The sequence below is a fragment of the Priestia aryabhattai genome (assembly GCF_023715685.1).
Lineage (GTDB): Bacteria > Bacillota > Bacilli > Bacillales > Bacillaceae_H > Priestia > Priestia aryabhattai_B.
The window spans coordinates 1,119,373-1,143,135 of the sequence record NZ_JAMBOQ010000002.1 but is presented as its reverse complement, the minus strand read 5'-3'; the positions used below and the strand labels follow the sequence as shown (position 1 = coordinate 1,143,135).

At 34.4% G+C, this 23,763-nt stretch carries 27 protein-coding genes, 6 tRNA genes and 1 pseudogene; 19 read left to right on the top strand and 15 right to left on the bottom strand.

Features of this window, described 5'->3' with window-relative positions:
- Positions 1-207: 207 nt before the first annotated feature.
- Entirely contained in the window at positions 208-879 is a 672-nt protein-coding gene (locus M3225_RS12875) for an NAD(P)H-dependent oxidoreductase (protein WP_251394252.1), read from the bottom strand.
- 602 nt (positions 880-1,481) lie between these two features.
- On the opposite strand from M3225_RS12875, the gene M3225_RS12870 reads away from it, so the two are divergent.
- The gene (locus tag M3225_RS12870; RefSeq protein WP_113750615.1) at positions 1,482-1,994 is read left to right on the top strand and encodes a DUF3231 family protein; all 513 of its coding nucleotides are present in this window, start codon (positions 1,482-1,484) and stop codon (positions 1,992-1,994) included.
- 470 nt (positions 1,995-2,464) lie between these two features.
- On the opposite strand, the gene M3225_RS12865 is transcribed toward M3225_RS12870, so the two are convergent.
- On the bottom strand, positions 2,465-2,815 hold the full coding sequence (locus M3225_RS12865) for a helix-turn-helix domain-containing protein (protein ID WP_251394250.1): 351 nt from the start codon (positions 2,813-2,815) through the stop codon (positions 2,465-2,467).
- A 541-nt stretch (positions 2,816-3,356) separates the two neighbouring features.
- Here M3225_RS12865 and M3225_RS12860 point away from each other — a divergent pair.
- Entirely contained in the window at positions 3,357-3,935 is a 579-nt protein-coding gene (locus M3225_RS12860; RefSeq protein WP_251394248.1) for a hypothetical protein, read from the top strand.
- A 298-nt stretch (positions 3,936-4,233) separates the two neighbouring features.
- Here the strand turns inward: M3225_RS12860 and M3225_RS12855 are convergent.
- Positions 4,234-4,980, bottom strand: a pseudogene (locus tag M3225_RS12855) (IS3 family transposase); the annotation flags it as partial.
- Between the two features lie 344 nt (positions 4,981-5,324).
- Positions 5,325-5,522 carry a hypothetical protein gene (locus M3225_RS12850; protein WP_251394246.1) on the bottom strand — a complete coding sequence of 66 codons (198 nt, stop codon included), beginning with the start codon at positions 5,520-5,522 and terminating at the stop codon, positions 5,325-5,327.
- A 210-nt stretch (positions 5,523-5,732) separates the two neighbouring features.
- Here M3225_RS12850 and M3225_RS12845 point away from each other — a divergent pair, with 210 nt between their 5' ends.
- The 8 genes from M3225_RS12845 (at position 5,733) to M3225_RS12810 (ending at position 7,598) form a co-directional block, all read left to right on the top strand.
- Positions 5,733-6,140, top strand: coding sequence for a hypothetical protein (locus tag M3225_RS12845; protein WP_251394244.1), 408 nt, complete (start codon positions 5,733-5,735; stop codon positions 6,138-6,140).
- 266 nt (positions 6,141-6,406) lie between these two features.
- Positions 6,407-6,488 (top strand) — tRNA-Leu (locus M3225_RS12840).
- A gap of 29 nt (positions 6,489-6,517) precedes the next feature.
- Positions 6,518-6,588, top strand: a tRNA-Cys gene (locus M3225_RS12835).
- 26 nt (positions 6,589-6,614) lie between these two features.
- Positions 6,615-6,691: transfer RNA gene (locus M3225_RS12830), tRNA-Ile, on the top strand.
- Positions 6,692-6,705: 14 nt separating this feature from the next.
- Positions 6,706-6,795: transfer RNA gene (locus M3225_RS12825), tRNA-Ser, on the top strand.
- Between the two features lie 22 nt (positions 6,796-6,817).
- Positions 6,818-6,894 (top strand) — tRNA-Met (locus M3225_RS12820).
- A gap of 7 nt (positions 6,895-6,901) precedes the next feature.
- Positions 6,902-6,973, top strand: a tRNA-Gln gene (locus M3225_RS12815).
- Positions 6,974-7,388: 415 nt separating this feature from the next.
- The gene (locus M3225_RS12810) at positions 7,389-7,598 is read left to right on the top strand and encodes an alpha/beta-type small acid-soluble spore protein (RefSeq protein ID WP_251394242.1); all 210 of its coding nucleotides are present in this window, start codon (positions 7,389-7,391) and stop codon (positions 7,596-7,598) included.
- A gap of 130 nt (positions 7,599-7,728) precedes the next feature.
- Here the strand turns inward: M3225_RS12810 and M3225_RS12805 are convergent, their stop codons facing one another.
- Complete coding sequence (locus M3225_RS12805) at positions 7,729-7,998, bottom strand: hypothetical protein (protein WP_251394240.1); 270 nt, start codon at positions 7,996-7,998, stop codon at positions 7,729-7,731.
- 199 nt (positions 7,999-8,197) lie between these two features.
- Here M3225_RS12805 and M3225_RS12800 point away from each other — a divergent pair, with 199 nt between their 5' ends.
- Positions 8,198-8,605 carry a GtrA family protein gene (locus M3225_RS12800; RefSeq protein WP_251394238.1) on the top strand — a complete coding sequence of 136 codons (408 nt, stop codon included), beginning with the start codon at positions 8,198-8,200 and terminating at the stop codon, positions 8,603-8,605.
- A 359-nt stretch (positions 8,606-8,964) separates the two neighbouring features.
- Here M3225_RS12800 and M3225_RS12795 read toward each other — a convergent pair whose 3' ends face one another.
- The 4 genes from M3225_RS12795 to M3225_RS12780 form a co-directional block, all read right to left on the bottom strand.
- A complete protein-coding gene (locus M3225_RS12795) occupies positions 8,965-9,981 on the bottom strand; it encodes a glycosyltransferase family 2 protein (RefSeq protein ID WP_251394236.1) in 1,017 nt (338 codons plus the stop codon).
- A 12-nt stretch (positions 9,982-9,993) separates the two neighbouring features.
- Entirely contained in the window at positions 9,994-11,685 is a 1,692-nt protein-coding gene (locus M3225_RS12790) for a DUF6044 family protein (protein ID WP_251394234.1), read from the bottom strand.
- Between the two features lie 213 nt (positions 11,686-11,898).
- A complete protein-coding gene (locus tag M3225_RS12785; RefSeq protein WP_251394232.1) occupies positions 11,899-12,471 on the bottom strand; it encodes a hypothetical protein in 573 nt (190 codons plus the stop codon).
- A 20-nt stretch (positions 12,472-12,491) separates the two neighbouring features.
- Positions 12,492-13,058, bottom strand: coding sequence for a membrane-spanning protein (locus tag M3225_RS12780; RefSeq protein ID WP_251394230.1), 567 nt, complete (start codon positions 13,056-13,058; stop codon positions 12,492-12,494).
- Positions 13,059-13,448: 390 nt separating this feature from the next.
- Between M3225_RS12780 and M3225_RS12775 the strand changes: the two genes are divergently transcribed.
- Positions 13,449-14,033, top strand: a complete 585-nt coding sequence (locus M3225_RS12775) for a YitT family protein (protein ID WP_251394228.1) — start codon at positions 13,449-13,451, stop codon at positions 14,031-14,033.
- 361 nt (positions 14,034-14,394) lie between these two features.
- Here M3225_RS12775 and M3225_RS12770 read toward each other — a convergent pair whose 3' ends face one another.
- Positions 14,395-14,733 (bottom strand): VOC family protein, encoded by a 339-nt coding sequence (locus M3225_RS12770; protein ID WP_251394226.1) that lies wholly within the window; start codon positions 14,731-14,733, stop codon positions 14,395-14,397.
- A gap of 128 nt (positions 14,734-14,861) precedes the next feature.
- Positions 14,862-14,999, bottom strand: a complete 138-nt coding sequence (locus tag M3225_RS12765; RefSeq protein WP_251394224.1) for a hypothetical protein — start codon at positions 14,997-14,999, stop codon at positions 14,862-14,864.
- Positions 15,000-15,151: 152 nt separating this feature from the next.
- Here M3225_RS12765 and M3225_RS12760 point away from each other — a divergent pair, with 152 nt between their 5' ends.
- Together M3225_RS12760 and M3225_RS12755 are read left to right on the top strand one after the other, a co-directional pair.
- A complete protein-coding gene (locus M3225_RS12760; RefSeq protein WP_251394222.1) occupies positions 15,152-15,709 on the top strand; it encodes a hypothetical protein in 558 nt (185 codons plus the stop codon).
- A 145-nt stretch (positions 15,710-15,854) separates the two neighbouring features.
- Positions 15,855-16,748, top strand: a complete 894-nt coding sequence (locus M3225_RS12755) for a helix-turn-helix domain-containing protein (RefSeq protein ID WP_251394220.1) — start codon at positions 15,855-15,857, stop codon at positions 16,746-16,748.
- Positions 16,749-16,763: 15 nt separating this feature from the next.
- Here M3225_RS12755 and M3225_RS12750 read toward each other — a convergent pair whose 3' ends face one another.
- The 3 genes from M3225_RS12750 to M3225_RS12740 form a co-directional block, all read right to left on the bottom strand.
- Complete coding sequence (locus M3225_RS12750; RefSeq protein WP_251394218.1) at positions 16,764-16,922, bottom strand: hypothetical protein; 159 nt, start codon at positions 16,920-16,922, stop codon at positions 16,764-16,766.
- A 129-nt stretch (positions 16,923-17,051) separates the two neighbouring features.
- A complete protein-coding gene (locus M3225_RS12745) occupies positions 17,052-17,588 on the bottom strand; it encodes a PIN domain-containing protein (protein WP_251394216.1) in 537 nt (178 codons plus the stop codon).
- 7 nt (positions 17,589-17,595) lie between these two features.
- A complete protein-coding gene (locus M3225_RS12740) occupies positions 17,596-17,952 on the bottom strand; it encodes a hypothetical protein (RefSeq protein ID WP_251394214.1) in 357 nt (118 codons plus the stop codon).
- Positions 17,953-18,229: 277 nt separating this feature from the next.
- On the opposite strand from M3225_RS12740, the gene M3225_RS12735 reads away from it, so the two are divergent.
- Positions 18,230-18,790, top strand: coding sequence for a maltose acetyltransferase domain-containing protein (locus tag M3225_RS12735; protein ID WP_251394212.1), 561 nt, complete (start codon positions 18,230-18,232; stop codon positions 18,788-18,790).
- A 246-nt stretch (positions 18,791-19,036) separates the two neighbouring features.
- Positions 19,037-20,020, top strand: coding sequence for a ring-cleaving dioxygenase (locus M3225_RS12730; protein WP_251394210.1), 984 nt, complete (start codon positions 19,037-19,039; stop codon positions 20,018-20,020).
- Between the two features lie 157 nt (positions 20,021-20,177).
- Here the strand turns inward: M3225_RS12730 and M3225_RS12725 are convergent, their stop codons facing one another.
- The gene (locus M3225_RS12725) at positions 20,178-20,684 is read right to left on the bottom strand and encodes a PCYCGC domain-containing protein (RefSeq protein WP_251394208.1); all 507 of its coding nucleotides are present in this window, start codon (positions 20,682-20,684) and stop codon (positions 20,178-20,180) included.
- Between the two features lie 234 nt (positions 20,685-20,918).
- Between M3225_RS12725 and M3225_RS12720 the strand changes: the two genes are divergently transcribed.
- The 3 genes from M3225_RS12720 (at position 20,919) to M3225_RS12710 (ending at position 23,758) form a co-directional block, all read left to right on the top strand.
- Positions 20,919-21,755 carry an STAS domain-containing protein gene (locus tag M3225_RS12720; protein ID WP_251394206.1) on the top strand — a complete coding sequence of 279 codons (837 nt, stop codon included), beginning with the start codon at positions 20,919-20,921 and terminating at the stop codon, positions 21,753-21,755.
- A gap of 312 nt (positions 21,756-22,067) precedes the next feature.
- On the top strand, positions 22,068-22,265 hold the full coding sequence (locus M3225_RS12715) for a DUF3311 domain-containing protein (RefSeq protein ID WP_251394204.1): 198 nt from the start codon (positions 22,068-22,070) through the stop codon (positions 22,263-22,265).
- Entirely contained in the window at positions 22,265-23,758 is a 1,494-nt protein-coding gene (locus tag M3225_RS12710; protein WP_251394202.1) for a sodium:solute symporter family protein, read from the top strand. Before M3225_RS12715 ends, M3225_RS12710 begins: the two co-directional genes overlap by 1 nt.
- Positions 23,759-23,763: the final 5 nt, after the last annotated feature.

Below are 23,763 nucleotides of genomic sequence, written 5' to 3'. Positions count from 1 at the left end.
TGCTCTTATAGCCTTTAAGGCATATATATAATATGGAACAATTTATTAAACACGATTTAGATGCGTATCTTTAAAATGCGTAGGATATTTTCGCTCTCCGTTCCATTTTTCATTTTATGGATATTTTTCAACTTATTTTAAAATGACATTAAAAGAGACATGCCTTCTGAACATGTCCCCTGATATTGGGAAGCATCATCTACAGTTTTATCGCCACTTAACAATTTCATCAAGATTTTGTCTTGTTTTTGGACGTTTGGGATTCTCTTTCCGATATCCGAAAGCGACCATACAGGCTACACCGAAATCGTTGCCTTCAATGATACCCTCATTTTTCAGAATAGTGGTTACCTGCTTTTTATCAAAACCTTCTATTGGACAGGAATCAATACCGATCTGAGCCGCAGCTGTCATCATGTTTCCTAATGCTATATATGTTTGTTTGCTTGCCCATTCAAAAATGAGACGGTCATTATCTTCGAGTTCTGTCTCGACGAAGGATTTGTAGAAACCGGAAAGATTTTGTACAACTTCTTCAGGCATATGATGAATGTCTTTCATCATTTTGATTACGTGAACGGAATCATGTCTTAAGCCTTCTTTTCCTCTGGCCAATATAACTACAAAATGGCTGGCAGTAGGAAGTTGTCCCTGGGCACCGCCGGATACGGGTTTTAATTTTTCGCGAAGCGCTGCATCCTGGATCACGACAAATTTCCACGGCTCCAAACCAACTGAACTTGGAGACAATCTACCTGTCTCCAAAATAAAGCGAAAATCTTCATCCGAAATCTTTTTGTTGGTATCAAATTCCTTGCAAGCATGTCTGAACTGGTAAGCTTTTAAAATTTCCTGTTTTTTATTCTCTATTCCTATCATGTGGAATCATCCTTCCTTTTTAGTAATACTTTACTAAACCATATTTCTCCAAAAGCATTTTATTACCCTGCCAGTCAGTTCAATAATCTTTATTTCATTATATGGCCCGATTGTTGAATAGAATAACCCGCATTTTTTAACAACTTTATTATTTTTTAAACGACTTTTTTGTCACTTACCATAAGTAACGCCTTATAGTAAGGTGTTACTTATCTTTGGGCCTAGAAGAGGCATTATGTTAACTAACGTTGTATACCATATACAGCTAAAAAACAGAAAAAACTACCGTTTGGAGAGGGAAGTAGTTTTTTCTGTTTTTTAGCTGTAGTTGTTGGCTGATGCCTCACGGCGTCTTGAGTAGTTTGCTCAAGTTATCAATAACTTATGTATCAAAAAGAAAAACCCACCTGATTTGTCAGAGGTAGGTTTTCTTTTAGAAACTGTATATGTAATTAGTTTGCTTGAAAGTTGAAATTATATTCTTTGATAAACTAATTTTTTGATATAACTGGAAGAATAATAAAACAAGATTTGGAGACGTTAAACATTGTGCATAGCAAGAAAGGTGGCACACTATCATGAATTTTGTAAGGAGGATAACAATGGGTATTTTAAGTGGAAATCCTACAGATGAACCGATGCATTATGGTGAGGTATTTGGAACATGGTCGTATCTTTCCACCTCAAAAGGGTTAGTTTCTGGCTATCAAACATTTCTAAATCATGTAGGAGACAAGGATCTACATAAGTTGGTACAAGAGACAATCGAACAGTGCCAGCAAGAAATGAAAGGTATAGAAACATTGTTAAAAGAAAATGGAGTAGGCTTACCTCCAACCCCACCTGAACGACCTGAAGCTTGTTTAGATGATATTCCAGTAGGTGCACGTGTTCAAGATCCAGAAATAGCTGCAGCAATTTCAATGAATATAGCTGCGGGTCTAGTTGCTTGTAGTCAACTGATTGGACAATCTATTCGTGAAGATATTGCGGCCATGTTTGCACAAATTCATATGCAAAAAGTAGCTCTTGGAGGAAAGTTTCTACGACTTAATAAAGAAAAAGGCTGGTTAATTCCTCCTCCTCTTCATAAGTCTAAAAATACAGATTGTTAATGATTAAATTTCTATAGAATACAACAAGGTGTCTCTTAGCAAATAGAGACATCTCTTTTATTTCCGATAAAACTCATTATGTTAACTAGCTGTATACCATATACAGCTTAAAAACAGAAAAAACTCCTGTGGCCTGTTCAGGAGTTTTTTCTGCTACATTTGTTGTCTGGACGATGTTTTGTGACATCATGAATAGTTTGTTCAAGTTAGTAAGAACTTATGTATAGAAAAGAGAAAAACCTACTGTCCATGTTCAGTAGGTTTTTCTTTTAGACTATTCATAGTACACAATGAAGAATTGAGAATGAACATCTCTCCATCTTTTCAATAGTGTGCTCAATTAGGATATAAATCATTCACATAAATGTTTCACCAACTATGAAACATTTATGTATAGAAAATGATACATCTTGTATCAAAAGAAAAGCAGGCTTAAGCCTGCTCTTATAGCCTTAAAGGCTATTATATAGTTAAGAAGTACGTATTAGTTTTTGTGAGGGTTCGTGATGCAGATTTTGAAACTGTTGAACAGCTTCTGTCATAGTTGACGTATTCAACTTCTTTAAGATACTTTTTCTTTGATTCTTAATGATGCGTTCTTCTTTATGGAGAATGTCTTGTATTTCTGAAACAGAATGACCATCAATAGCAAGAGCAAAGACTTCTTGTTCTGCTTTAGTAAACTGATTCATGAAGACTTTCTCTTTGAGGATTTTGCATTCTTCTTCTAAACTTTTCAATCGAGCAACTTCATCAACTAAATCAGAAGCTACTCTTAAGATATTTTCAATACCCATTAATAGTTTTTCGCTTTGATCCATGATAAGACCCTCCTATTTTTTGAGGGCAACCCATGTTATAATTAACTTGTATATGTTTTCACATGGGGTGTTTCTCTGCCAGGAGAAATGCCCTTTTGTTCTTTTGTGTTTAATCTTGCTACAAATCGTTTCGATCATCTCCTCAATTTGTATCTAACCCTTGATTTTTTTGAAAAAATAACCCTTTATAAAAGTTAAAACTAACTCATATATGAGTTAAAAATAACCCTCATAGGGGTTAAAACTAACTTATATATGAGTTATTATTCTCTTTTGAAAAAGCCTTATAAACCCTTACATATCAACGTTTATATCAATATATGAAATTCTTTTTTCTTCTTTTATTTTTTAAGGTGTTCTGAATTCGTATATAGCATACATTTATAAAAATAAAAAAAGAGTTATAGTGATCTTTCTTTAATAAATTTCTGATGCTATTTTAATTAAGTGTTAATTTTTAAATATATTAACTACCAATTAGTTTATTTTTTGTCATATAATGTATAATGTAAGCGATAACATATAGAGGGATGGTTTTTTTATGAAAAAAAATACTGCTATTAAACTTGTAGGAGCAGCTGCTTTATCTACAGGTCTATTATTTTCTTCGAATTTAACAAGTTATGCTGCTAATAATCAATCTGCATCTACATTAAATTTAAAACAATCTAGTGAATATAAACAACTTCAGAAAGAAGGGTACACAGTATCAGCTGATAATGCAAAAGATGGATATGTGTCTATCAATGCATACAAACCTGTTTCTGTTAGCCAGTCTGGTAAAGTAACTGCTCAAGCGTCTACAAAATCACAAACTTTTAAAGTTGCTCAAAAAATTTATTATGGTTTGAAGCCTGTAGGTACAGCTACTGGGTATATTAAGGTTAAATATAATGGAACTAAAGTAACACCTGTAGGACATTCTTTATATGTAGAAGGTGCTTATGGTAGAAAGGTTTCTTATAAATCGGGAACCCCGGGTAAAGTTTATTTTAATTTCGTTAAAGTTACTAGTAACGGAGGGATGAATGGTACTGGACCAGTTCCATTTAATACTATCTTTACTATTACATCAAAAGGTAAAATGACCTTTTTTAACGATGCATCAGCAAGAAATTAATAAATAGATGTAAAGCAATCAATTTACTTTTTATAATCTATAATGAAGAAAAGACTATACTCTAAGAGATATAGTCTTTTTTGTTCCTAGAATTGGTTTTATGTTAATTAGAAAGGAATAATTAAACATATAATTTATCACTGGTATATATAGGGGTGTTAAGTATGGGAATATCTTTTTATAATGGTGAAATATGTGTTGAAGGTATACTTTGCGGATCGTTTATAGAAATAGGAATTACGTTCATAGCCCTGTTCGTCATATGTGTAGCTTACGAAGTAATCTATAAAAAAGGTCGTCCATTAAATAAATCTTGAATACTTGAAAGATACAACTGTTTAGGTCCAAAAGGCAAGTAGGTAATATCAGTTACTAATTTCTGAAGAGGACGATCAGCTTGAAACTCACGATTTAATACATTCTCTACAACCTGATAAGGTTTGCCCTGTTAGCTTTCGTTTTTTTCGTTTTACGCGACATTGCCAACCGTATTTCTGTATGACACGTTGTACAAATTTATGGTTAATCTTCATCGTTCGATTAAGTAATGCTGTAATTTTTCGATAGCCATATCGGAACTTGTGTTTACGGCACTGCTCACCAATTTGTTGTTCCATCCATTTCTTTTTCTTTGTCCGTTCTGATTGTTCCTGTTGCCTTCAGCGATAATAAGTCGATCGAGGGATATCAAGGTACTGACAGATTTGATAGACTGGTATCTTATCTTTTAACTCTTCTACTACATTCACTACGATTTCTGGGACCACTTCCTCTCCAATTCCTTGTACTTTTTTAAGACCTCAATCCGTTGGGTTAAATATCGGTTTTCTGCTTTCAATTTGGATATTTCGTCTTTAAAGCCAGGTCCCTTTCCGTATGAATATTACTTGCCTACAGGCTGTTCAAATCGATGCATTTCTCCATTTTTGTACCATCTCATCCACCTTTTTAATTGGGAAAGCACTTCTTTGACAGGTACACCAGCTAATCTCATCCCAATAGCTTTTACCTTTACCTCTGCTGGATAACTGACTCTTGTCCCCATAGAAAAAACACCTCCAAGTGATTGTTAGATAGTATATACCCGGTTTTTAACTTAAAGGTGTTTTTTATTTGTCTCACTATAGGGGGGCAGTCCCGATATAAATAGAAGGCTCTTTTTACAAAATAAAGATCTTCTGGATATGCCTTCTAATAAATATGACGTTCGAAATATTCTCTATTCATGTTCGTTCTGAAAGTAGAGGTACTTAATCCTGAACGATTTATAAGTGATTGGTTGCCTTCGTCCTCTTTAGGTATACTAAGTTCAAGACCTTATAGTAAAAGGGTGATACATATACGCCGTTAGATCGCTTCTTACACCTGCCATCATATCCACCTCTATTATTAAAAATTATTGTCTATATTTTCTTGTATATTACATAATGTACTTTTCGTATTAGTTATTTCGTTTAAACGTTCTAACTCGTGCATGTTAGTAGAGGTTGGATTATTTAAGTGTAAATGCTTTGCATAATCATTGTCGAATCTTCCTAGATAAACTTTTTTACTATCTAATGGTTTATTTACACCAGATTCTCGCATAAAAAAACACCTCCCGAATATATTGTTTGGATTGAGGGGAAAAAATATAAGAGGTAGTATAAGACAAAATGATTTTCTTGTTATAGATATTCCTTATAGACAATATTTTAATTTTTTTCGACTAATAAAATTTTACAAGTACCAAAATGTAAAGTAATTTTTATCTGAATGGAAAGTATATAAATATAAAGTTTTAATAGAGGTGATCAAATGATAACATCTGAAGAAAGTAAAAACGATATACCACGTCCGCAACATTATTTAAAACTAATAAATGACACTGATAGAAAATTGAAGTTAGAGTGGAAAGGGGATATAGATGAATCAAATGTTACTATTCCGTCAGAATTAAACCCAGGTGAAACTGATGAAAAAGCATCCAAAAGAACTAGTAATGCAAGTTTTATTGTAGATATTTATCGTTGGAAAGATAACTCTTATCTCTATACTGGACAGCTAACAGAGCATGTACATGGTAGGGAGTATAGTAGTGCAGAGACCTACTATTTAAAATTAGGCTCATTTCCTGAAAGAAATCAAATTCAGTTGATAAAAAAATCAGAAGTAGATGAGACTGAACATACGACAATCAACACCTTTTCAGAAGATGAGTGGTAATATGATTGGATAATTTAAGAAGGTATATATGGACATATAGTCTATTTTAAAGGTGAATGTCTTATTGGAGCAGCACCCATTCAATTTATCTCTCCTTAAATAAAGGTCCATCTTTATCAGAATGCATTTGAACTAATAGAACAAAATATTTAAGGTGAAAAATTTATATTTTCGCTGATGTTGACTTCTGCGAAAATATAAATTAAAATAAGTTTATGGCTAGTATAAACAAGGTGAATTACTTAATGCCAGCATCATTTTTATACGCGGGTGTGGCGGAATTGGCAGACGCGCTAGACTTAGGATCTAGTGTCTTATGACGTGGGGGTTCAAGTCCCTTCACCCGCATCATTTAATTAAGTAATACGCAGAAGTAGGGCGGCATAGCCAAGAGGTAAGGTCAGATCTGCACAACCTTTATTCAACGGTTCAAATCCGGTTGCCGCCTCTACATTATGATTCAGAACTTAGGAAGGACCTTTAGCTCAGCTGGTTAGAGCAGACGGCTCATAACCGTCCGGTCGTAGGTTCGAGTCCTACAAGGTCCACCATTAAATTGAAAGACGGAGGAATACCCAAGTCTGGCTGAAGGGATCGGTCTTGAAAACCGACAGGGGTGTCAAAGCCCGCGGGGGTTCGAATCCCTCTTCCTCCCCATTTATTACTTATCTTATCATCGCGGGGTGGAGCAGTCTGGTAGCTCGTCGGGCTCATAACCCGAAGGTCGCAGGTTCAAATCCTGCCCCCGCAACCATTTTTATTGAGCTATAGCCAAGAGGTAAGGCAACGGACTTTGACTCCGTCATTCGTTGGTTCGAATCCAGCTAGCCCAGTTTCATATTAATTAAGAAAGAAGCTCTACCATTTTTAAGTGGTAGAGCTTTTTTGTATAGATTTCATTTTACTCTTTATACAATTTGCAACATAAGATTCATTATTTTATAACCTTGTTTGCTCAAATAAGCATCCTCTTTGTTATTCATATGAGTATGTTACTTATTCTTATTTAGAATAGGACTTTAAACAAGAAAAGGGATGACAGCTTTAGCTGTCATCCCTTTTCCTACACATAACAAGTGTATAGATTTTATAACAAGGAAATGAAACATGTAATCTCACTTTTTAAAGTGTCATTTGTTTCTAAGATTTAGTATGGGCGTCAGATAAGGAAATGACACATCCACTATTTACCACGAATATACCCCTTGTATAATAGGAAACTTAAGAAAAACAAGGAGGTGACACAACATGGCAAACAACAACAATGGTAGCCGTAACGAATTATTAGTAAACGGTGCTGAACAAGCAATCGATCAAATGAAATATGAAATCGCTAGCGAATTTGGTGTAAACCTTGGTGCTGATACAGCTTCACGTGCAAACGGATCAGTAGGTGGGGAAATCACAAAGCGTCTTGTACAAATGGCTGAGCAACAACTTGGCGGCGGACGTTTCTAAGATAACTTTATAGAGTGATGGCTTAGGGAAGAATGGGAATCCATTCTTCCTTTTTCTAAGGTTAAAAGAGTATTTATTAACACTCAGACTAAACTTATATGACCCATACCAACATTTGGATTTGGAGAAACTAAAAGCGTATGTGTAAATCATTAAGTTTATAATTAACATTATAATGCTCATTTACAATAGCAATCAAAGAAGCAAGGCGGCAATTTTCATCAACTTCTATGCCTAATAAATAGTTACAAAAAGCGATTTGGGTCAATGTAATTAATACACGATTCTCTAAATCTTTTTCACCCATACATTCGTGAACTAATTGATATAGGCTCTCCATTCGATTAACAACAGAATCTCCTTCAATTACAATAGCCTCTCTAAATTTAGAAATACTCATCTTCTACTTCAACTCACTTTCACCCATATATTCCATAACATTAATATCTTCCGAAAAGTTAAAAAGATACCCTTTGTTACGTAACAACAAGACCATTATAAGTAATAGCAATTAATAAAGTGTCCCGCGTTGAGAGTAAGGGCTTTATTTAGGTAAAATAAAGGGGAAGTCATATAGAAAATTCCAAGAAGGTGTTTTAATGAAGAAAATTGCTAATAAAGAAAGCACTCACTACTTAAAATTTTGTATCGTGGGGGGATTAAATACAGCTATTGATTTTTTCGTTTTTTCTCTGTTATCTTATTTAGGTGTATATTATATAATAGCTCAATGCATATCATATGGATGTGGTGTACTAAACAGCTATCTTTTGAATAGAGCATGGACCTTTCAACAACAGGGGAAAAGAAGGAAGCATGAATTTCTCAAGTTTACTATGTTGAATGTTGTTACTTTAATTGTTACATCTTTCCTGCTAACTTTGTTTCACTATAAATTCAACATATCACTTCCTTACAGTAAGATTTTAGTAACGATTGTTAGCATTGTATTAAACTATATAGGCACTAGATTTTGGGTTTTTAGGCCGCTAAAAAGATATACATAAATACAAATGATTAACGTATTCAAAAGAGAAAATGTAAGAAACAATAAACTCATAAGAGTTTAATTTTTTTCATTAGATAGATAAGGAATTCATTACATAACTAAACAAGCATATCCTTATAGAAATGCTTGTTTGTCTTAGATGGATGCACATTATTCATTTGAATAATTTTTAGAAAGTGTGTAATAAGTGCTAAAACAAAGCCTAGAATGAAACTAAAAATCCATGGTATCGAATTGTCATGTGAAAATAAAAAATATCGTACCAGAGAGAAGATTAGAACAAAAAATATTTATAAAAAAAGAAAGAAGTGGGTTGGGTATATATAATCTATACACCTTATTATAAGAGAAGCTGATTTAGTTGAACTCTTCTTTATTTAATAAACTTTCTTCTGCGAGCGTTGACACCCCTAATCTTTCTGTATATAAGTCAATATCAATTGCATAAGGGGGTCTCTTTTTTACTTCTATAAATATTTTTCCAATATACTCTCCTACTACTCCAATACTTATTAACTGTATGGCACCTAAAAGCCAAATAGAGATAATTAAAGAGGTCCAACCTATACTCGTATTGCCTAATAACTTTTGAACAAACGCATAACAACCTGTAATCAAACTTATAAAAAACAACAAGCATCCTAAAATAGTAAAGGCTCGGATTGGAACAACACTAAATGAGGTGAGACCATTAAACGCGAATGAGATCATCTTTTTCAAAGGATATTTTGTTTCCCCGGCTAAACGCTTTTTTCGATTATATGTCACTTTTGAGGATTTAAATCCAATTAAAGGGACAATTCCTCTTAAAAATAAGTCTGCTTCTTTATAACGCGAAAGTTCTTCAATAGCTCGCTTGCTCATTAGACGATAATCTGCATGGTTATAAACAAGGTTAATATTTATTTTTCGCATAAGCTGATAAAAGCATAGGGCGGTATTTCTTTTAAAAAAAGTGTCTGTCTCTCTGCTATCACGTACACCATATACAATTTCATCCCCCTCATGATACTTTAAGATGAAACTTCGAATAACAGAAATATCATCTTGCAAATCAGCATCAATCGAGATTGCACAGTCCGATTTAGATTTAGCTTTTTCCAGTCCAGCAAGAAGTGCTTTCTGGTGCCCTACATTGCATGATAGCTTTAATCCTGTTACATAGTTATTAATTGTACTTTCCATGGCAATTAATGACCATGTACGATCACTACTACCATCATCGACAAATAATATCTTGCTATGAGCTGAAATCAAATCCTCTTCCCTTAAATCGTCTAAAACAGAGGTTAGCTGTATAATGGTGTCTTTTAATACTTCTTGTTCGTTATAACATGGAACCACTATTGTTACTAAGGGCAGCTTTGGTTTCAATTTTTACACCTCCTATTTTACTTGATATAAATAAATCTTCCATGCAGATTCTTTGTCGTTAAATTCCTTTAAAAGTGAAAGGTTATTATCTTTAGCGTTTAGAATAGGAACCGAAGAAAAGATATAGCGACCACCCATTTCTTTAAATTGAGTAGTGTTTAGCTGCAGGTGATGTACCTCTTTTTTCTGATCTTTTCTGAACTCGTATGTTTTACCAAGTTCATCGACAAAGAGATAACAACGGCTTCCCCATTCATCATAATATTTTCTTAATTGCTTATTTTTTTCTAACTCTTTTGCTATTATCTTTCGAAATTTATACTTATATTCAAGGGGATATACATTGTTATAAGTATCTAGTGTATAGAACCCATTGTATTGTGAAATAGCTGGATGGATTCCAATACTTGCTACACGGTATGAATCTTGAGGATCCCCTATGAATTCTTTTATATCACTGAATTGTTTTGTTGCATAAAATTCCTTAAAAGAAGGAGAGTGAAAGTAATGGCCATAAAGAAGTTCTTCGTTAAACAGGAGAAGTGTTATAATCTGACTTATAATCGCTATATTAGCTAATTGCCTCCAAAACTTCCCTAGTGACCATAGAATATAACAGGCTAAGCTGAAACTAAGGTAGATAACAATAATTCGTAAGAAATGAAACCTTGCAAAGTTAAATGTATTTAAAAAACTTATCTTTTCTTTTAGAGGAATCCATACATTATTAAACCAAAAAGCGTACCATATCGATAAAGCACCATTTAAAAGAAATAAAAAAATGAATATTTTGTTATGTTTTATGTTCCTCTTAAAAGCTAATAAAACAAGGGTTAAAAATACTATTGGAAGGATAACATGCGTATGAACAGTCATAACATGTGTATGCCCTATGAGAAAGTTTTTAAGTGAAAGGCGCATAGAATGCCAAAAATCGTGTCGCGATGATATAAATTCCATCCTATGATTTGGCTGTTCTGAGATAATCATTGAATAGACAAGGCGATACTCAATTAAAAGGTAGAGGGAGGTCATAAAAATAAGGCTGAATAGAAATGGCCAATTCCAACTTTTCTTTCTAATTAAGTCATAAATCCATAAAAAAGAAATAGCCACTAAAAAGAAGAAAAAGCCAAGTACAAAGCTTGAATAAAAAGGTAAAAGGAAAAGAGCCACCCATTCTTTCCATGAAAAATCTCCCGAACGGATATTCAAAAATGCCCATAAAGCAAGAGGGTATCCTAATGTACTTAACATGCCTGAAGGCCAAAATGGGGTAAGTGCAAATGCAAGTGAAACACCAATACGAACAAAGTGGGCATCTTCATGTTTAATAAAGTGCTTCTTCAATAGTAAATACATTCCACCAAAAGCAACTAACCGAGTAATAGTTTGGCTTAAAGCGTAAGCAGTCATGGAAGGAAAGAGAGCGTGAAGCCAAACAATCCCACTGAATGCCGTCCCGAACGCATCACGCGGTAATCCATTGATAACTTGAGGGATTGTAGAGTGAAGGCCCCCAAATATCTGACCACTTTCAGCCAGCACCTTATACCAAGCAATATTAGAATCTAAATTATCATGAACACGTATGTGAGCATTTTCTCCTAATACATACATAGGAAGAAAATAAAGAAAAAGTAAAACAAGTGCACTAATGATATAAATTTTCTCTTTTCTCTTTCCTGTGGTAGCCACTGACATCCATTACACATCCATTGAATTATTTTTAAAGCGTATTGATACTCTTTGATGGTTCTAATTACACAAAATATCTGTTTATTAATATTCCCATCATTATACTGAAAATGTATTTTAGAGAAAGATTTTGAAATCATCATGCGATCATACGAATAAAACTCCTTAATGATTAAGGAGCTTTACCATATGCACAGAATATTTGACGGTTAGTTAACTTTAATTAGACCTTTTTATCTTTGTGCGTAATCCTGCCCATGCTCCTACAAGAAGACCTCCTAAAGTATCTGCAATTAAATCAATCATTGTATCTTTATTTCCACCACCCTGTAAAGTCATTCCGAAAAGTTGATCTGAGCTAAATTCGTAAATTTCCCAAATGACGCCTCCAAGTGCAGCAAAAGAAAAGGTAAATAGAAAAACAAACCATGCTGATATATACTCTCCTGCACTTCTATGTATTAATCGTTCATATAAAGCGATTCCTGCAAAAACAAGGATGGCTCCACTTATTAAGTGTAAAAATGTATCCCACCATCCTAATCCATACCAACCTAAAATTGAACCTAGGTACTGTGAACAAAATAAAAAAACTAAGTAGGAAATGATAATAGGCAAGTTAAATTTAAGCTTAGTAAAAAAAGCTAATAAAAGTGGTATTAATCCGCATACGAAACCACCTATTGACACCATGGTCTTAAAGGATTCATTACTCACATAATAAAATACTGCCAAACATCCCATAAAAATGACGTAAATCAAACTAAACAATATAACCAGCTTACGTTTCATTCCAACACCTCCTATATTATTTATAGTTTTTTTCGTCGTTTCATAGAATAAATAGCAGTTAAAAGACCTGATATCATACCTATAATCATGTCATACATGGTATCTGTATTTCCTCCTGATTGCATAGTGTGAGTAAAAGTTAAATCACCTAAAAATTCATAAATTTCCCATAAAACTGTAGCATTCACTGAGATTGAAAGCACAAATAAAAAAATAACCCATTTGGAAATTCTAGCTTGTATGCGTGTAGCTATAAGTAGCTTATAAAGAGAAACCCCTACAAATCCCATGAAGATTCCTTTATAAAAGTGTAGAACAGCGTCCCACCATTTAAAGCGATTATAAAAATCTTCAATTGACCCTAAAAATAGTGTACAAAAAAGAAAAACATAATACCCCACTATAAGAGGAATTGGAAAGGGATTAACCTTCGTAAACAACAACAAGGTTGGTAATGCGCTTACTATCACACCTCCCAATGCTACCTGCCAACGAGAAGAATCTCCTTTGATTAGATAAAAAAAGAGTAAAAAAAGCATAAATATAATAAAAGATATACTAAGAATTAAGATTATTTTTGATTTCAAAATTTCACCCCATTTGTCTAAAAGATTCTTCTTCGAATAAAAACTATATAGCTAGTTCTTAAGCTACAAGGATTCAAGTTTTCTCTATATTTTTTGATAAATAATAAAGGTATATACTCTTATTGGAAAAATTTTAAAAGTTGTGCTGGAATGTGTAGAAAACAAAAGAGCATTCTTTACGTCAAAAGAGAAAATAACAGCTTAGAAAGCAGAAAAACTCCCCTCTCATCGGTTGGAAGGAAGTTTTTCTGCCTTTTAGGAGTTAGCTATAGAATGATGATTTATCCATCTTGAGTAGTTTGCTTAAAAGATAAACCTTTATTCATTTACATAAAAAGAAAAAACATTCATGACAGGTGGCTAAAGTTTATACATATAGTAAGAGATAAATTGACTAAAAAGGTGATTATTATTTTTCGAAAAATACCGGTTGTTCTTGTGGGAAGCTTATTATTAAGTATAGGAATTAATGGATTTTTAGTTCCTCATTATTTGTTAGATGGAGGAACAATTGGAATTGCTCTCATCCTTCACTATTATTTTGAATTTCCTACAGGTGTAACGATGATTATTTTGGGCCTCCCCTTATGTTGGTTTGCTTGGATTTATGAGAGGACTTATTTTTATAATAGTTTTTATGGACTAATTATTTCTTCTTTATTGATTGATTGGCTAGAACCTATTGAAGATCAGTTTCAACTTTCTGTTTTTCCTAGTGTGATCTTTGGAGGAGTATGTATTGGGACGGGGGTTGGTCTTATGCTTCGGTATGAGACAAGCACTGGAGGAACAGATTTACTAGCTCAACTAATATCAAAAGCTTTTTCTTTGAACATAGGGATGGTTATTTTAATTATAGACGGTTTTATTATAACAGCAGGTCTTCCTTTATTAGGACCTAAAACGTTTCTTTTTTCATGTTCGACAATTTTTATAGGTGGAATGACAACTTCGTTAATTACTAAAAAAGAATAATTTGGATTATAAAATTAGTATCTTCTATCCTCCATTTTTTGTATCTTCCTGATTTTTATAAATTAAAAAAGCTCTTAGAACAACTCTTTCTAAAGGTCTTTCCAATAAAACGACTTTATGTTAAGTAGACAAATAGAGCCTTTTTCTACAAGGTGTGTAATGAGTAAATAATTTTTTATTCAATATATTAATCATTATTTATAAAGCAGTAGATAATTAATTGTTTTTTTAATATATGTATATAAAATAATGGCTATTGTCAGAGAAGAAGCCCTTAAGAGATTTCAAGGGCCTTTTTACTGATTAATCTCTGTAATATCCATTATGTTAACTAAAAATATATGAGAGAGGCTCTGATAGTTTAACAAAGTACCTCAACTGTAAATCCTCCAGGTGCCTCCACATAAAATGTATAACCATGTAATTGTTTTGGAGGTTCGACATTAAATCCATCTTCTTTTAACCTTTGATTAATTTTATTTACCTGCTCTTCATTCTCTTGGAGGAATCCAATATGGAAGGTCCTTGGATAATTAACTTCGCTCCCCTTCATTAAAGTTAGTACAAAACCATCTTCATCATGCATTATAGCAAAACCTTTACCCCTGTTTGCCTTGCATGTCATACCAAAATAAGTTTCCAAAAATTCTTGAGTAGCAGAGACATTTGTAACCGTTAGGTTGAGGTGATGAATTTTCATGTTTTCACCCTTTCTTAAGTACATCCAATAATAAGTCTTGTGTCGTATCCTATAAAAACCCTTTAATTAGATGAATAGTTTACTCTATGAATGTAAATATTTGTCTATATCTCTTTTAACCATTCGCTTTACTTCTTCAAAAGCTTTTGTTTGCCCCTCGTAAAATATGGACTGTTTAAATCCTTTCTTTTTTCAGCATCTTTAGACCACCTTTCCGACCTTTCAATTAACTTATCAAGTACCTCAACCAACTTCTCATTTTCCACGAATACCCCACCTTTAACTGGAAATTTTTACACAATAAGTCGTCAATAATATCTTCTACAATTTTCATAGAATTCCTGTTTAACAAGTTTCTTCTATTTGTTGTCTTGGAGTTTAACTATGGGAGCATGTGATCAAGGGGAAGAGAAGAACGTTGAAACTCCTAAGAAAGAAACTATTACTAAGTCAGAAGAAAAGTGCTGAGAAACAACCTAATAAGAAATTAGAAGCCCAACAGATTCAAAATGAGAAAAAGGACTTACGAGCGCAAGCTAGAGAAGTAGAGTTAGCCGAACGGCAGGCTAAAGAAGAAGCCGAACGCAAACGTCAAGTGGAAATAGCTGAGCAACAAAGACAACAAAAGATTGCCGAACAACAACGTATCGCAGCACAACAAGCAGAAGAACAAAAGGCACAACAAGCCCAAGTAGCACAGAGTCAACAGCAACAAACAAATGATGAAGAAATATCTCATACTGACCAATATGAAGAACCTGAAGTAAATGAAGATATTTCTGCTCCAGATCAATATGAAGAAGAGATTCGTCAACAACAAGAAGAAAATTTTACAGATGAAACAAAGCAACAAATTAATCAAGAGATGGAAGAAAATGAGGGATATAGTTCGACTTTATGGCGATGTGATCAAGTGTTATATGGAGTGCAAGAAGGGTACATTTCAAAAGAAGAAGCAGGAGATTGTTTGAAATAGTTTAATTATAATTAGAAGAATTTTTCTTGGAATATTTTTCTTGATTCTATTGATAAAAAAACTATCTAAGTGGTACAATAGACTTACAAATATATCATGGAACGTTGTTTTGACAGGGTTTATTGACATTAAGTAAGGTGATTTTTTGAATGATAAAAAACAAGTAGGTCAGCTGATTCAAGATCTGCGAAAGATAGCGGAAATGACAACTTTCGAGTTATCAGAAGGAATTTGTACAGAAGAAGAGCTACATCGGTTTGAACAAGGTGAAATCCATGCAAGCAGTGAAGTTCTCTATCATTTATCGAAACGTTTAGGGGTTCCGATGAATTATTTCTTTGAAGCGGGAGAGCTAACGCCCAACGATTATTCAAAAGAAATTAAATCGACCATTAGGCATTATATACGAAAACGCGATTATGAAACCGTGTTACATATGGTGAACAAAGAAAAAGATAATCCTATGTTTCAAGATCCTTTTCACGCACAATTTTTCCTATGGCACGAAGCCATATGTGATTATTATATCGGAAATAAATTTGAACAAGCGCTTCGTAAATTGGAAAAAGCAATTGCGTTCACGCGTACGAGCGAACAGTTTTATTCAGAAAAAGAGATTGCTATTTTAAATAGTATTGCCATTATTTATGAAGAAGAAGGCCATTTAAAAAAAGCGTTCAGTACGTTTATGGAAGGGTTGCAGCATATCGCTTTGCTTCCTAAGTTAAAAGATCCTCTTGTCAAAATTCGAATTTTGTATGGATTATCACGTGCGCTTTTGCAAATGGAACGTTACGAAAAGTCGGTTAAATATGCACAAGCAGGCCTAGAGCTGTGTATCCAGCATGAGACGCTTTATTTATTAGGAGAACTACATTATCAAGTTGGAGAAGCACTGTGTCAGCTTGGAGAGCTTAAAGAAGGAGTAGCCTACCTAGAAAAAGCTATTACTGTTTTTGAAATTGAGCAAAATGAAGCGTTTGTGACCATTATTCAACAAGAGATGTCTAAATATCATGAAATAAAAAAGAAGAGCTGATCAGCTCTTCTTTTTTTATCTCCAATACACTGGGTGTGGGTAAAACGGACGAGGGCGAGGATATGGATAATAACCATAAGGGAGTCTTTCGTCAGTTTCATGGGGATTCGAATAATACTCATAGTCATATTGATAATCTTCTAAAGATTGTTCCGGGTAATATGGGTAATTCACTATTTTCACCGCCTAAGTTTTTATGCTTTTTACTGTATTCAACATAGAAAGAATTGGAGTATGTACCCATCAAATTTTCACTTTAAAAATTCGAAGGAAGATAAGGAATATTCTAATAATAAAAAGAAATTAATTTTCCTTTTTATTTTTTTGTAAGGTATCTGCTGTATGAGTCAAAGTGGGCAGTTCGAAGCTTTTAATAAAAGAAGCGTAAGCAATCGTGTCTTTAATAGGATTCACATAAGATAATTGCTGACCTTGATAGCTGAAATTAAATGTAATCCAAGCAAAATCTTTATTATTGTTGGAAATCAGTTTTGCATTATGTATAAAAGCAGATGCGGCGATCATCGCATCTGGACCTTTAATTTTTTTATTGGATTCGATTTTAGCTTTTCGGCGAATTTGAGCTGCTAGCTGTGCAATTTCACTTGTCACGTCTACGATCTTATCTGTCATATCGTAAATATAATGATTTTTTACTGCTTTGACTTGAGGATTTGTTTCTACTTCCCAATGAGACAGCAGTTCCATTTCCACAACGGTAGGCATTAAAAATTCCGTATTATTTGAAATAAGTTCATTAATATATTCCACAACTTCCGGATAATTAAGTGCATGTGAAGCCCAAATGTTTGTATCAATTATTACTTTTTCATCCAACACAAATCGTTCACTCCTCTCTACTAGCCATTCGTACCAGCTCTTCTAACCCAAAAGGAGAGTAAAGAGCCGCAGATTCTGAAAGTTGATTGCTTAATAGAAGCTTTTCATATTTAGTCAATCTAGTTTTTGCGGATTTTATGAGCTTTTCTTGTGTGTTATTTAGTATTTTATCTTTTTTATCATACGTGCGTAGGACTTTATTCTGAGGTTTGTATTTAAGATTTTTCTTATGAATAGGGTGTGAGGAAGGGGATTGTGGCGAGGATTGTGTATAAATTTTTCCATTTGTTTTTAGTTTAAAGTGCTTCTGGATTTCCTTGCTGTATGTTCCTTTTTGGTCATCTACCATGCGCTGTGCTTTCATGATATCCCTGCCTTTTATATAAATTTATATAGTATATGTGATGAAGTTTTTTCTTACTATTCCTTTTATATAAAAAGATTAAAAAAGTTAGCTGCCTGGAGTTATTAAATTAATTAATGTTTGCCTGTTGGGTGATGACCTCAGTGAATAACGGACAAAGGTTTAAATACGTGATATCGTGTAAGAGAAATAAATCAGTATAATCTAAGCTGTTGCGGACACTTGTCTATAAAGGATCTCAGTGTTAGAGCAGGAACTACAAAAAAGGGGATGCAAAATGAAAACAGAAAAACAAAAAATGCTGGATGGAGAATTATATCTTTCCGCTGATCCACAATTAATGAAAGAACGTGAAAACGCTCGAAGATTAACAAGGCTTTATAATCAAACAACAGAAAGGGAAGAAGAAATACGTACAAACTTATTAAAAGAACTGTTTGGTTCTACGGGAAATTCTCTTTACATTGAGCCTACTTTCCGCTGTGACTACGGTTCTAACATTCATGTTGGAGAAAATTTTTATGCTAACTTTGACTGTGTACTTTTAGACGTATGTGAAATAAGAATAGGAGATAATTGTTTTCTTGCACCAGGTGTACATATCTATACAGCAACTCATCCTTTGCATGCCTTTGAAAGAATTTCAGGAGCTGAGTTTGGAAAGCGCGTAGAAATAGGAGATAATGTGTGGATTGGGGGAAGAGCCATTATTAATCCTGGAGTGAAAATAGGCAACAATGCGGTAATTGCTTCGGGTGCCGTTGTGACAAAAGATGTTCCTGATAACGTGGTAGTCGGAGGCAATCCTGCAGTTATAATTAAACGTATTGAAGATTAAAGAATAAACAAAGAGCTTTTAAATTGTAAAAGCTCTTTGTTTATACGGTATTTTATTGCCGATTTGGCTCAGCCTCATTTATGAGGTTTCGATGAAATGTAAAAACATACATACTTCTTTCCGAGATCATCCATACTTTATTGACAAAGGAAAATTAATCATGGTATATTATCTTTAATTAAAGATATTTAAATTAAAGATAAATAACGAATGATAAACTAGACGATTTATCCGGAGGAATGTAGAATGAACCACTTAAAAGGAATACACCATGTAACGGCTATTACAAGCAGTGCAGAAAAGAATTATGAATTTTTCACGTATGTGTTAGGTATGCGCTTAGTTAAAAAAACGGTCAATCAAGATGATATTCAAACGTATCATTTGTTTTTTGCAGATGATAAAGGGAGCGCCGGAACGGACATGACTTTTTTTGATTTTCCAGGCATTCCAAAAGGTTCTCACGGAACAAATGAAATTTCAAAAACATCTTTCCGCGTTCCGAATGACGCGGCTTTAGACTATTGGGTAAAGCGCTTTGATCGCTTAGAAGTGAAGCATACTGGAATTCAAGAACTATTTGGGAAAAAGACGCTTTCGTTTGTTGATTTTGATGATCAGCAGTATCAGTTAATTTCTGATGAAGGAAATCAGGGAGTTGAATCAGGCACTCCTTGGCAAAAAGGCCCTGTACCTCTTCAATACGCCATTACGGGACTCGGCCCTATCTTTATTCGTATTGCCGAGTTTAATTACTTTAAAGAAATGATGGAAAAAGTCCTTTTATTTAAAGAGATTGCTCAAGATGGAGATCTTCACCTATTTGAAGTAGGAGAAGGCGGAAATGGTGCGCAAGTAGTAGTAGAACAAGAACACAATGAAAAATTTCCGCAGGCTCAGCAAGGTTTTGGAACTGTTCATCACGTTGCTTTTCGCGTAGAAAATCGACAGGCTCTTGAAGAATGGATTAACCGAATGTCAAGCTATGGTTTCCATACGTCTGGTTATGTGAATCGTCACTTCTTTGAATCGTTGTATGCAAGAGTGGCTCCGCAAATTTTATTTGAATTCGCGACAGATGGACCAGGATTTATGGGAGATGAACCTTACGAAACGCTCGGAGAAAAATTATCACTACCTCCGTTTTTAGAGCCAAAACGCGCAGAAATTGAGAAGCTCGTGCGTCCGATTGATACAGTAAGAAGTACAAAAGAGTTTGTGAAAGAGTAGTACACAAAAAACACTCAAATATAGCTGTTTGAGTGTTTTTTGCTGTTTCAAAGACGAATCAGCTTTCAAAACGCTAAAAAAGAACGTGTCCTTTTTTGATATTTTTTACTCTTATACTATACCTATCGCCAATGTTCACTTAAAAACAGCCAATGTTCTACAAGGAAGGAGTAGGAGTGGGTTGTGCATAGCCTTCTTTATATTTTTCATCGATGTCTTTGCGAATATCTTTTATTGATTTGCCTCGGTTATAGTCGAGCATAGCTTTAGCTGCAATTTCTATACACAATCCGCATTTTGTTCCATGATCATCCCAGACGACTGCTCCATTTCTTTTGTTTTTAAAAATAAAGCAGTCATAGCTATTTTTGTGATTCGCTTCCATTCCACATCCGCAGTAGCAAGGAATTTTTTCAAGTAGTTCACGATTTTTAGCAACGGATAGATAAACTAGTTTCATATCTTTAGGCTGATTCTTCAAAAACTGTGGTAAAACATCTACTCCTGGGGTCTCTTCGCGAATATCAGCAACTGCAGCTTTATGATGTTCATGACCTGAATGTGCAGAAGAGTTTGTAGCAGAAGAAGTTGTTGTATTGTTTGAGCAAGCGGATAATCCAATACTTGTAGCGAGAATCCCCAACAAAACGATTGATTTTTTCAATACAATTAACATCCTTTCGTGTGAAAATAAATGATAGTTGCATCATACACAGTAGTTTATCTATGTAGATAATCAAATACCTGCTTGTTTATATCTAATTCTCTATAAGTATGCAGAGTGGTTATCGTGTATGATAGAGGTGGACGAGGAAAAAATATGAAGAATGGATTTATCATAAGGTGCGTTTTGTAAGTAATTGGACAGAAAGAGAAAGTGAACGGAGGTTAAAAAGTAGTGAGTGAACAAAATCAACGTCTTTTTGAATATATTTTAGAACATTCAGCCTCTATCAGTGAAGAATGGCTGCGCCAAAGAAGTAATATTAAAGGATCAATTTACTCAAAGGACGCAGATGCTTCAGTTGAGAAAAAACTGCGCGAGCAGCATCTTTATACGATCGAAACAATTGCAAGCGGCTTTCTTGACAATCAAGAGATTTTCAAACAACGTATGATGAAATGGACTACGGAAGTAGTAAACAGTAGAATTAAGTTTGATACGCCGATTTACGAGGTAGTAGAAGCGCTAAGCAAAACAAGAAAAATTATTTGGACGTATGTCAAAACATATAGCCTGATACATTCATCTATTACAAAAGAAGATATCCTGTCTTGGAGTGAAGTTTATCATACAACATTTGATAAGCTCATTAATGAATTTTCCGAACAGTATTATAAAATCACAAGGCAAAAAATAAGTCTTCAGCAAGAGCTAATCGACGAAACGAGTTTTCCTGTTATTCCAATTGTAGACCACATCGCGGTCTTGCCTTTGGTAGGGCTTATTGATGAAATTAAGGGGGATTCTATTATCGAGGTTGTTCCAAAAAGGTGTGCAGAGAAACATATAAGGCATCTAGTCATTGACTTATCGGGTGTAAATTATGTAGATACGTATGTCGCTCACAAATTTTTTGATTTGATTAACATTTTGCAGCTTCTAGGCATCCATGCGATTATGTCAGGAGTGAGTCCTGACATGGCTCAGACGGCTGTTAATGTAGGAATTAGTGAAACGTTTGGACATTTAAAACAAGCGCTCTCTTCGCTTGGTGTAAAGAAAAAAGAATAAAATATAGAAGTGCTAGATCGAAACGGAGCTGTTTGAGACCTTTACTCTCAGTTCCGTTTTTTTTGTTTGTCTATATTCTGTATATAAATAATATTCTGCTGCATTCAAAATCTTGTAAGGATACCTTACAAACTCCTTTTCCCATGGGGGAAAATGAAAGATACTAAGGAGCAAACAAACAACTGTCTTCTATGCCAAACGTCTCGTTTAGCTCAAGAATGGAGGTGTAAAGAGAAGGATAAGAGAAGTACATATGAGGTAGTTAAAGTTCTAGATAAGCACTGATAAGCCGTGTGATTAAGGAGGAGTTCTATGAAAATACTTTATTTTCTTTGCCTGCTTCCGTTTGTAGGAATACTAGGTTCATTGCCCTTTGTTAACAAAGTGACGCCGTTTATTTTAGGGATGCCTTTTTTTCTTTTTTGGATTGTTATGTGGGTAATCCTTACGTCTTTTATTATGGGTATTGTGTACAAGCTCGATCCTGCTGTTAGAGGAGGAGATAAATAATGAATGTGGCACTGATTATTATTTTTGGTTTTTTACTTTTAGCTATTTATCTTGGAATTCGAGCTACGCGGGGCAAAAAAATGGATTTAGAACAGTGGAGCGTAGGTGGCAGAGGGTTTGGAACTATTTTTGTTTTCTTTCTGATGGCGGGTGAAATCTATACTACTTTTACATTTCTAGGAGGAAGTGCTTGGGCATATGGAAAAGGAGGCCCAGCGTTTTATATCTTAGCCTATATTTCTTTAGCGTACGTGTTAGGATATTGGATTGGTCCGCAAATATGGCGATATGCGAAGAAACATAAGCTCATGTCTCAGCCGGATTTTTTTGTTTCAAAATACAACAGCCCGTTTTTAGGCATCGTTGTTTCTTGCGCAGGTGTGCTGGCAATTGTTCCTTATATTATTTTACAGTTCAAAGGCTTAGGTATCATTGTATCTGAAGCTTCTTATGGCTCTATTTCTTCAACCGCAGCCATTTGGATTGGAGCCATATCGCTAACAGTTTACTTAATGATTTCAGGCATACATGGTTCCGCTTGGACGGCTATTGTTAAAGATATTATGATTTTTATTGTCGTATTATTTTTAGGAATATATATGCCGTTTCATTATTACGGAGGTTTACAGCCAATGTTTGAGGCTGTGCATCAAGCAAATCCAACGTTTCTCACCCTTCCAAAGACAGGGCTAAGTATTTCTTGGTTTATTTCTACAGTAATGCTGACCGTATTAGGGTTTTACATGTGGCCGCATACGTTTAATGCAACGTATTCAGCTGAAAACGAGAATGTATTTCGAAAGAATTCTATTATAAGCCCTATTTATACGTTAATGCTGCTTTTTGTCTTTTTTGTAGGGTTTACCGCTCTTATGCAGGTACCTGGATTACAAGGCGCAGAAGCGGATTTGTCACTGCTTCGTCTTTCCATTCAAACATTTGACCCGTGGATTGTCGGCTTTATTGGCGCAGCTGGTTTACTAACAGCACTTGTGCCTGGATCCATGCTCTTGATGGCAGCTTCTACGTCACTATCTAAAAACGTTTATGGCGTTCTTTTTCCTTCAGCGACCGGCAAGCAAATTTCGATACTGGCTAAATGCTGCGTACCGGTCATTGCACTTGTTTCAGTTTATTTTACGCTTCATGGAGGTAATACTATTGTAACGCTCTTACTAATGGGTTACAGCATTGTGACGCAGTTGTTTCCTGCTTTTATTTTTAGTTTAATGAAAAACAATATCGTGACTAAATACGGGGCGTGTGCAGGTATTGTTGCCGGCATTGCGTCTGTGATGTATATAACGATTACTGAAACAACGCTTGGCACGTTGTTTCCTGCATTACCACAAATCATTAAAGATACAAATGTCGGCGTTATTTCTTTATTTATTAATTTAGTTGTATTAATGGTGGTCAGTTTAGCAACGAAAAAAATCGCCGCACAGCCTCATTTTGAAAGTGAAGCAGTAGATGGAAAACAAGTTTTATGAAAATC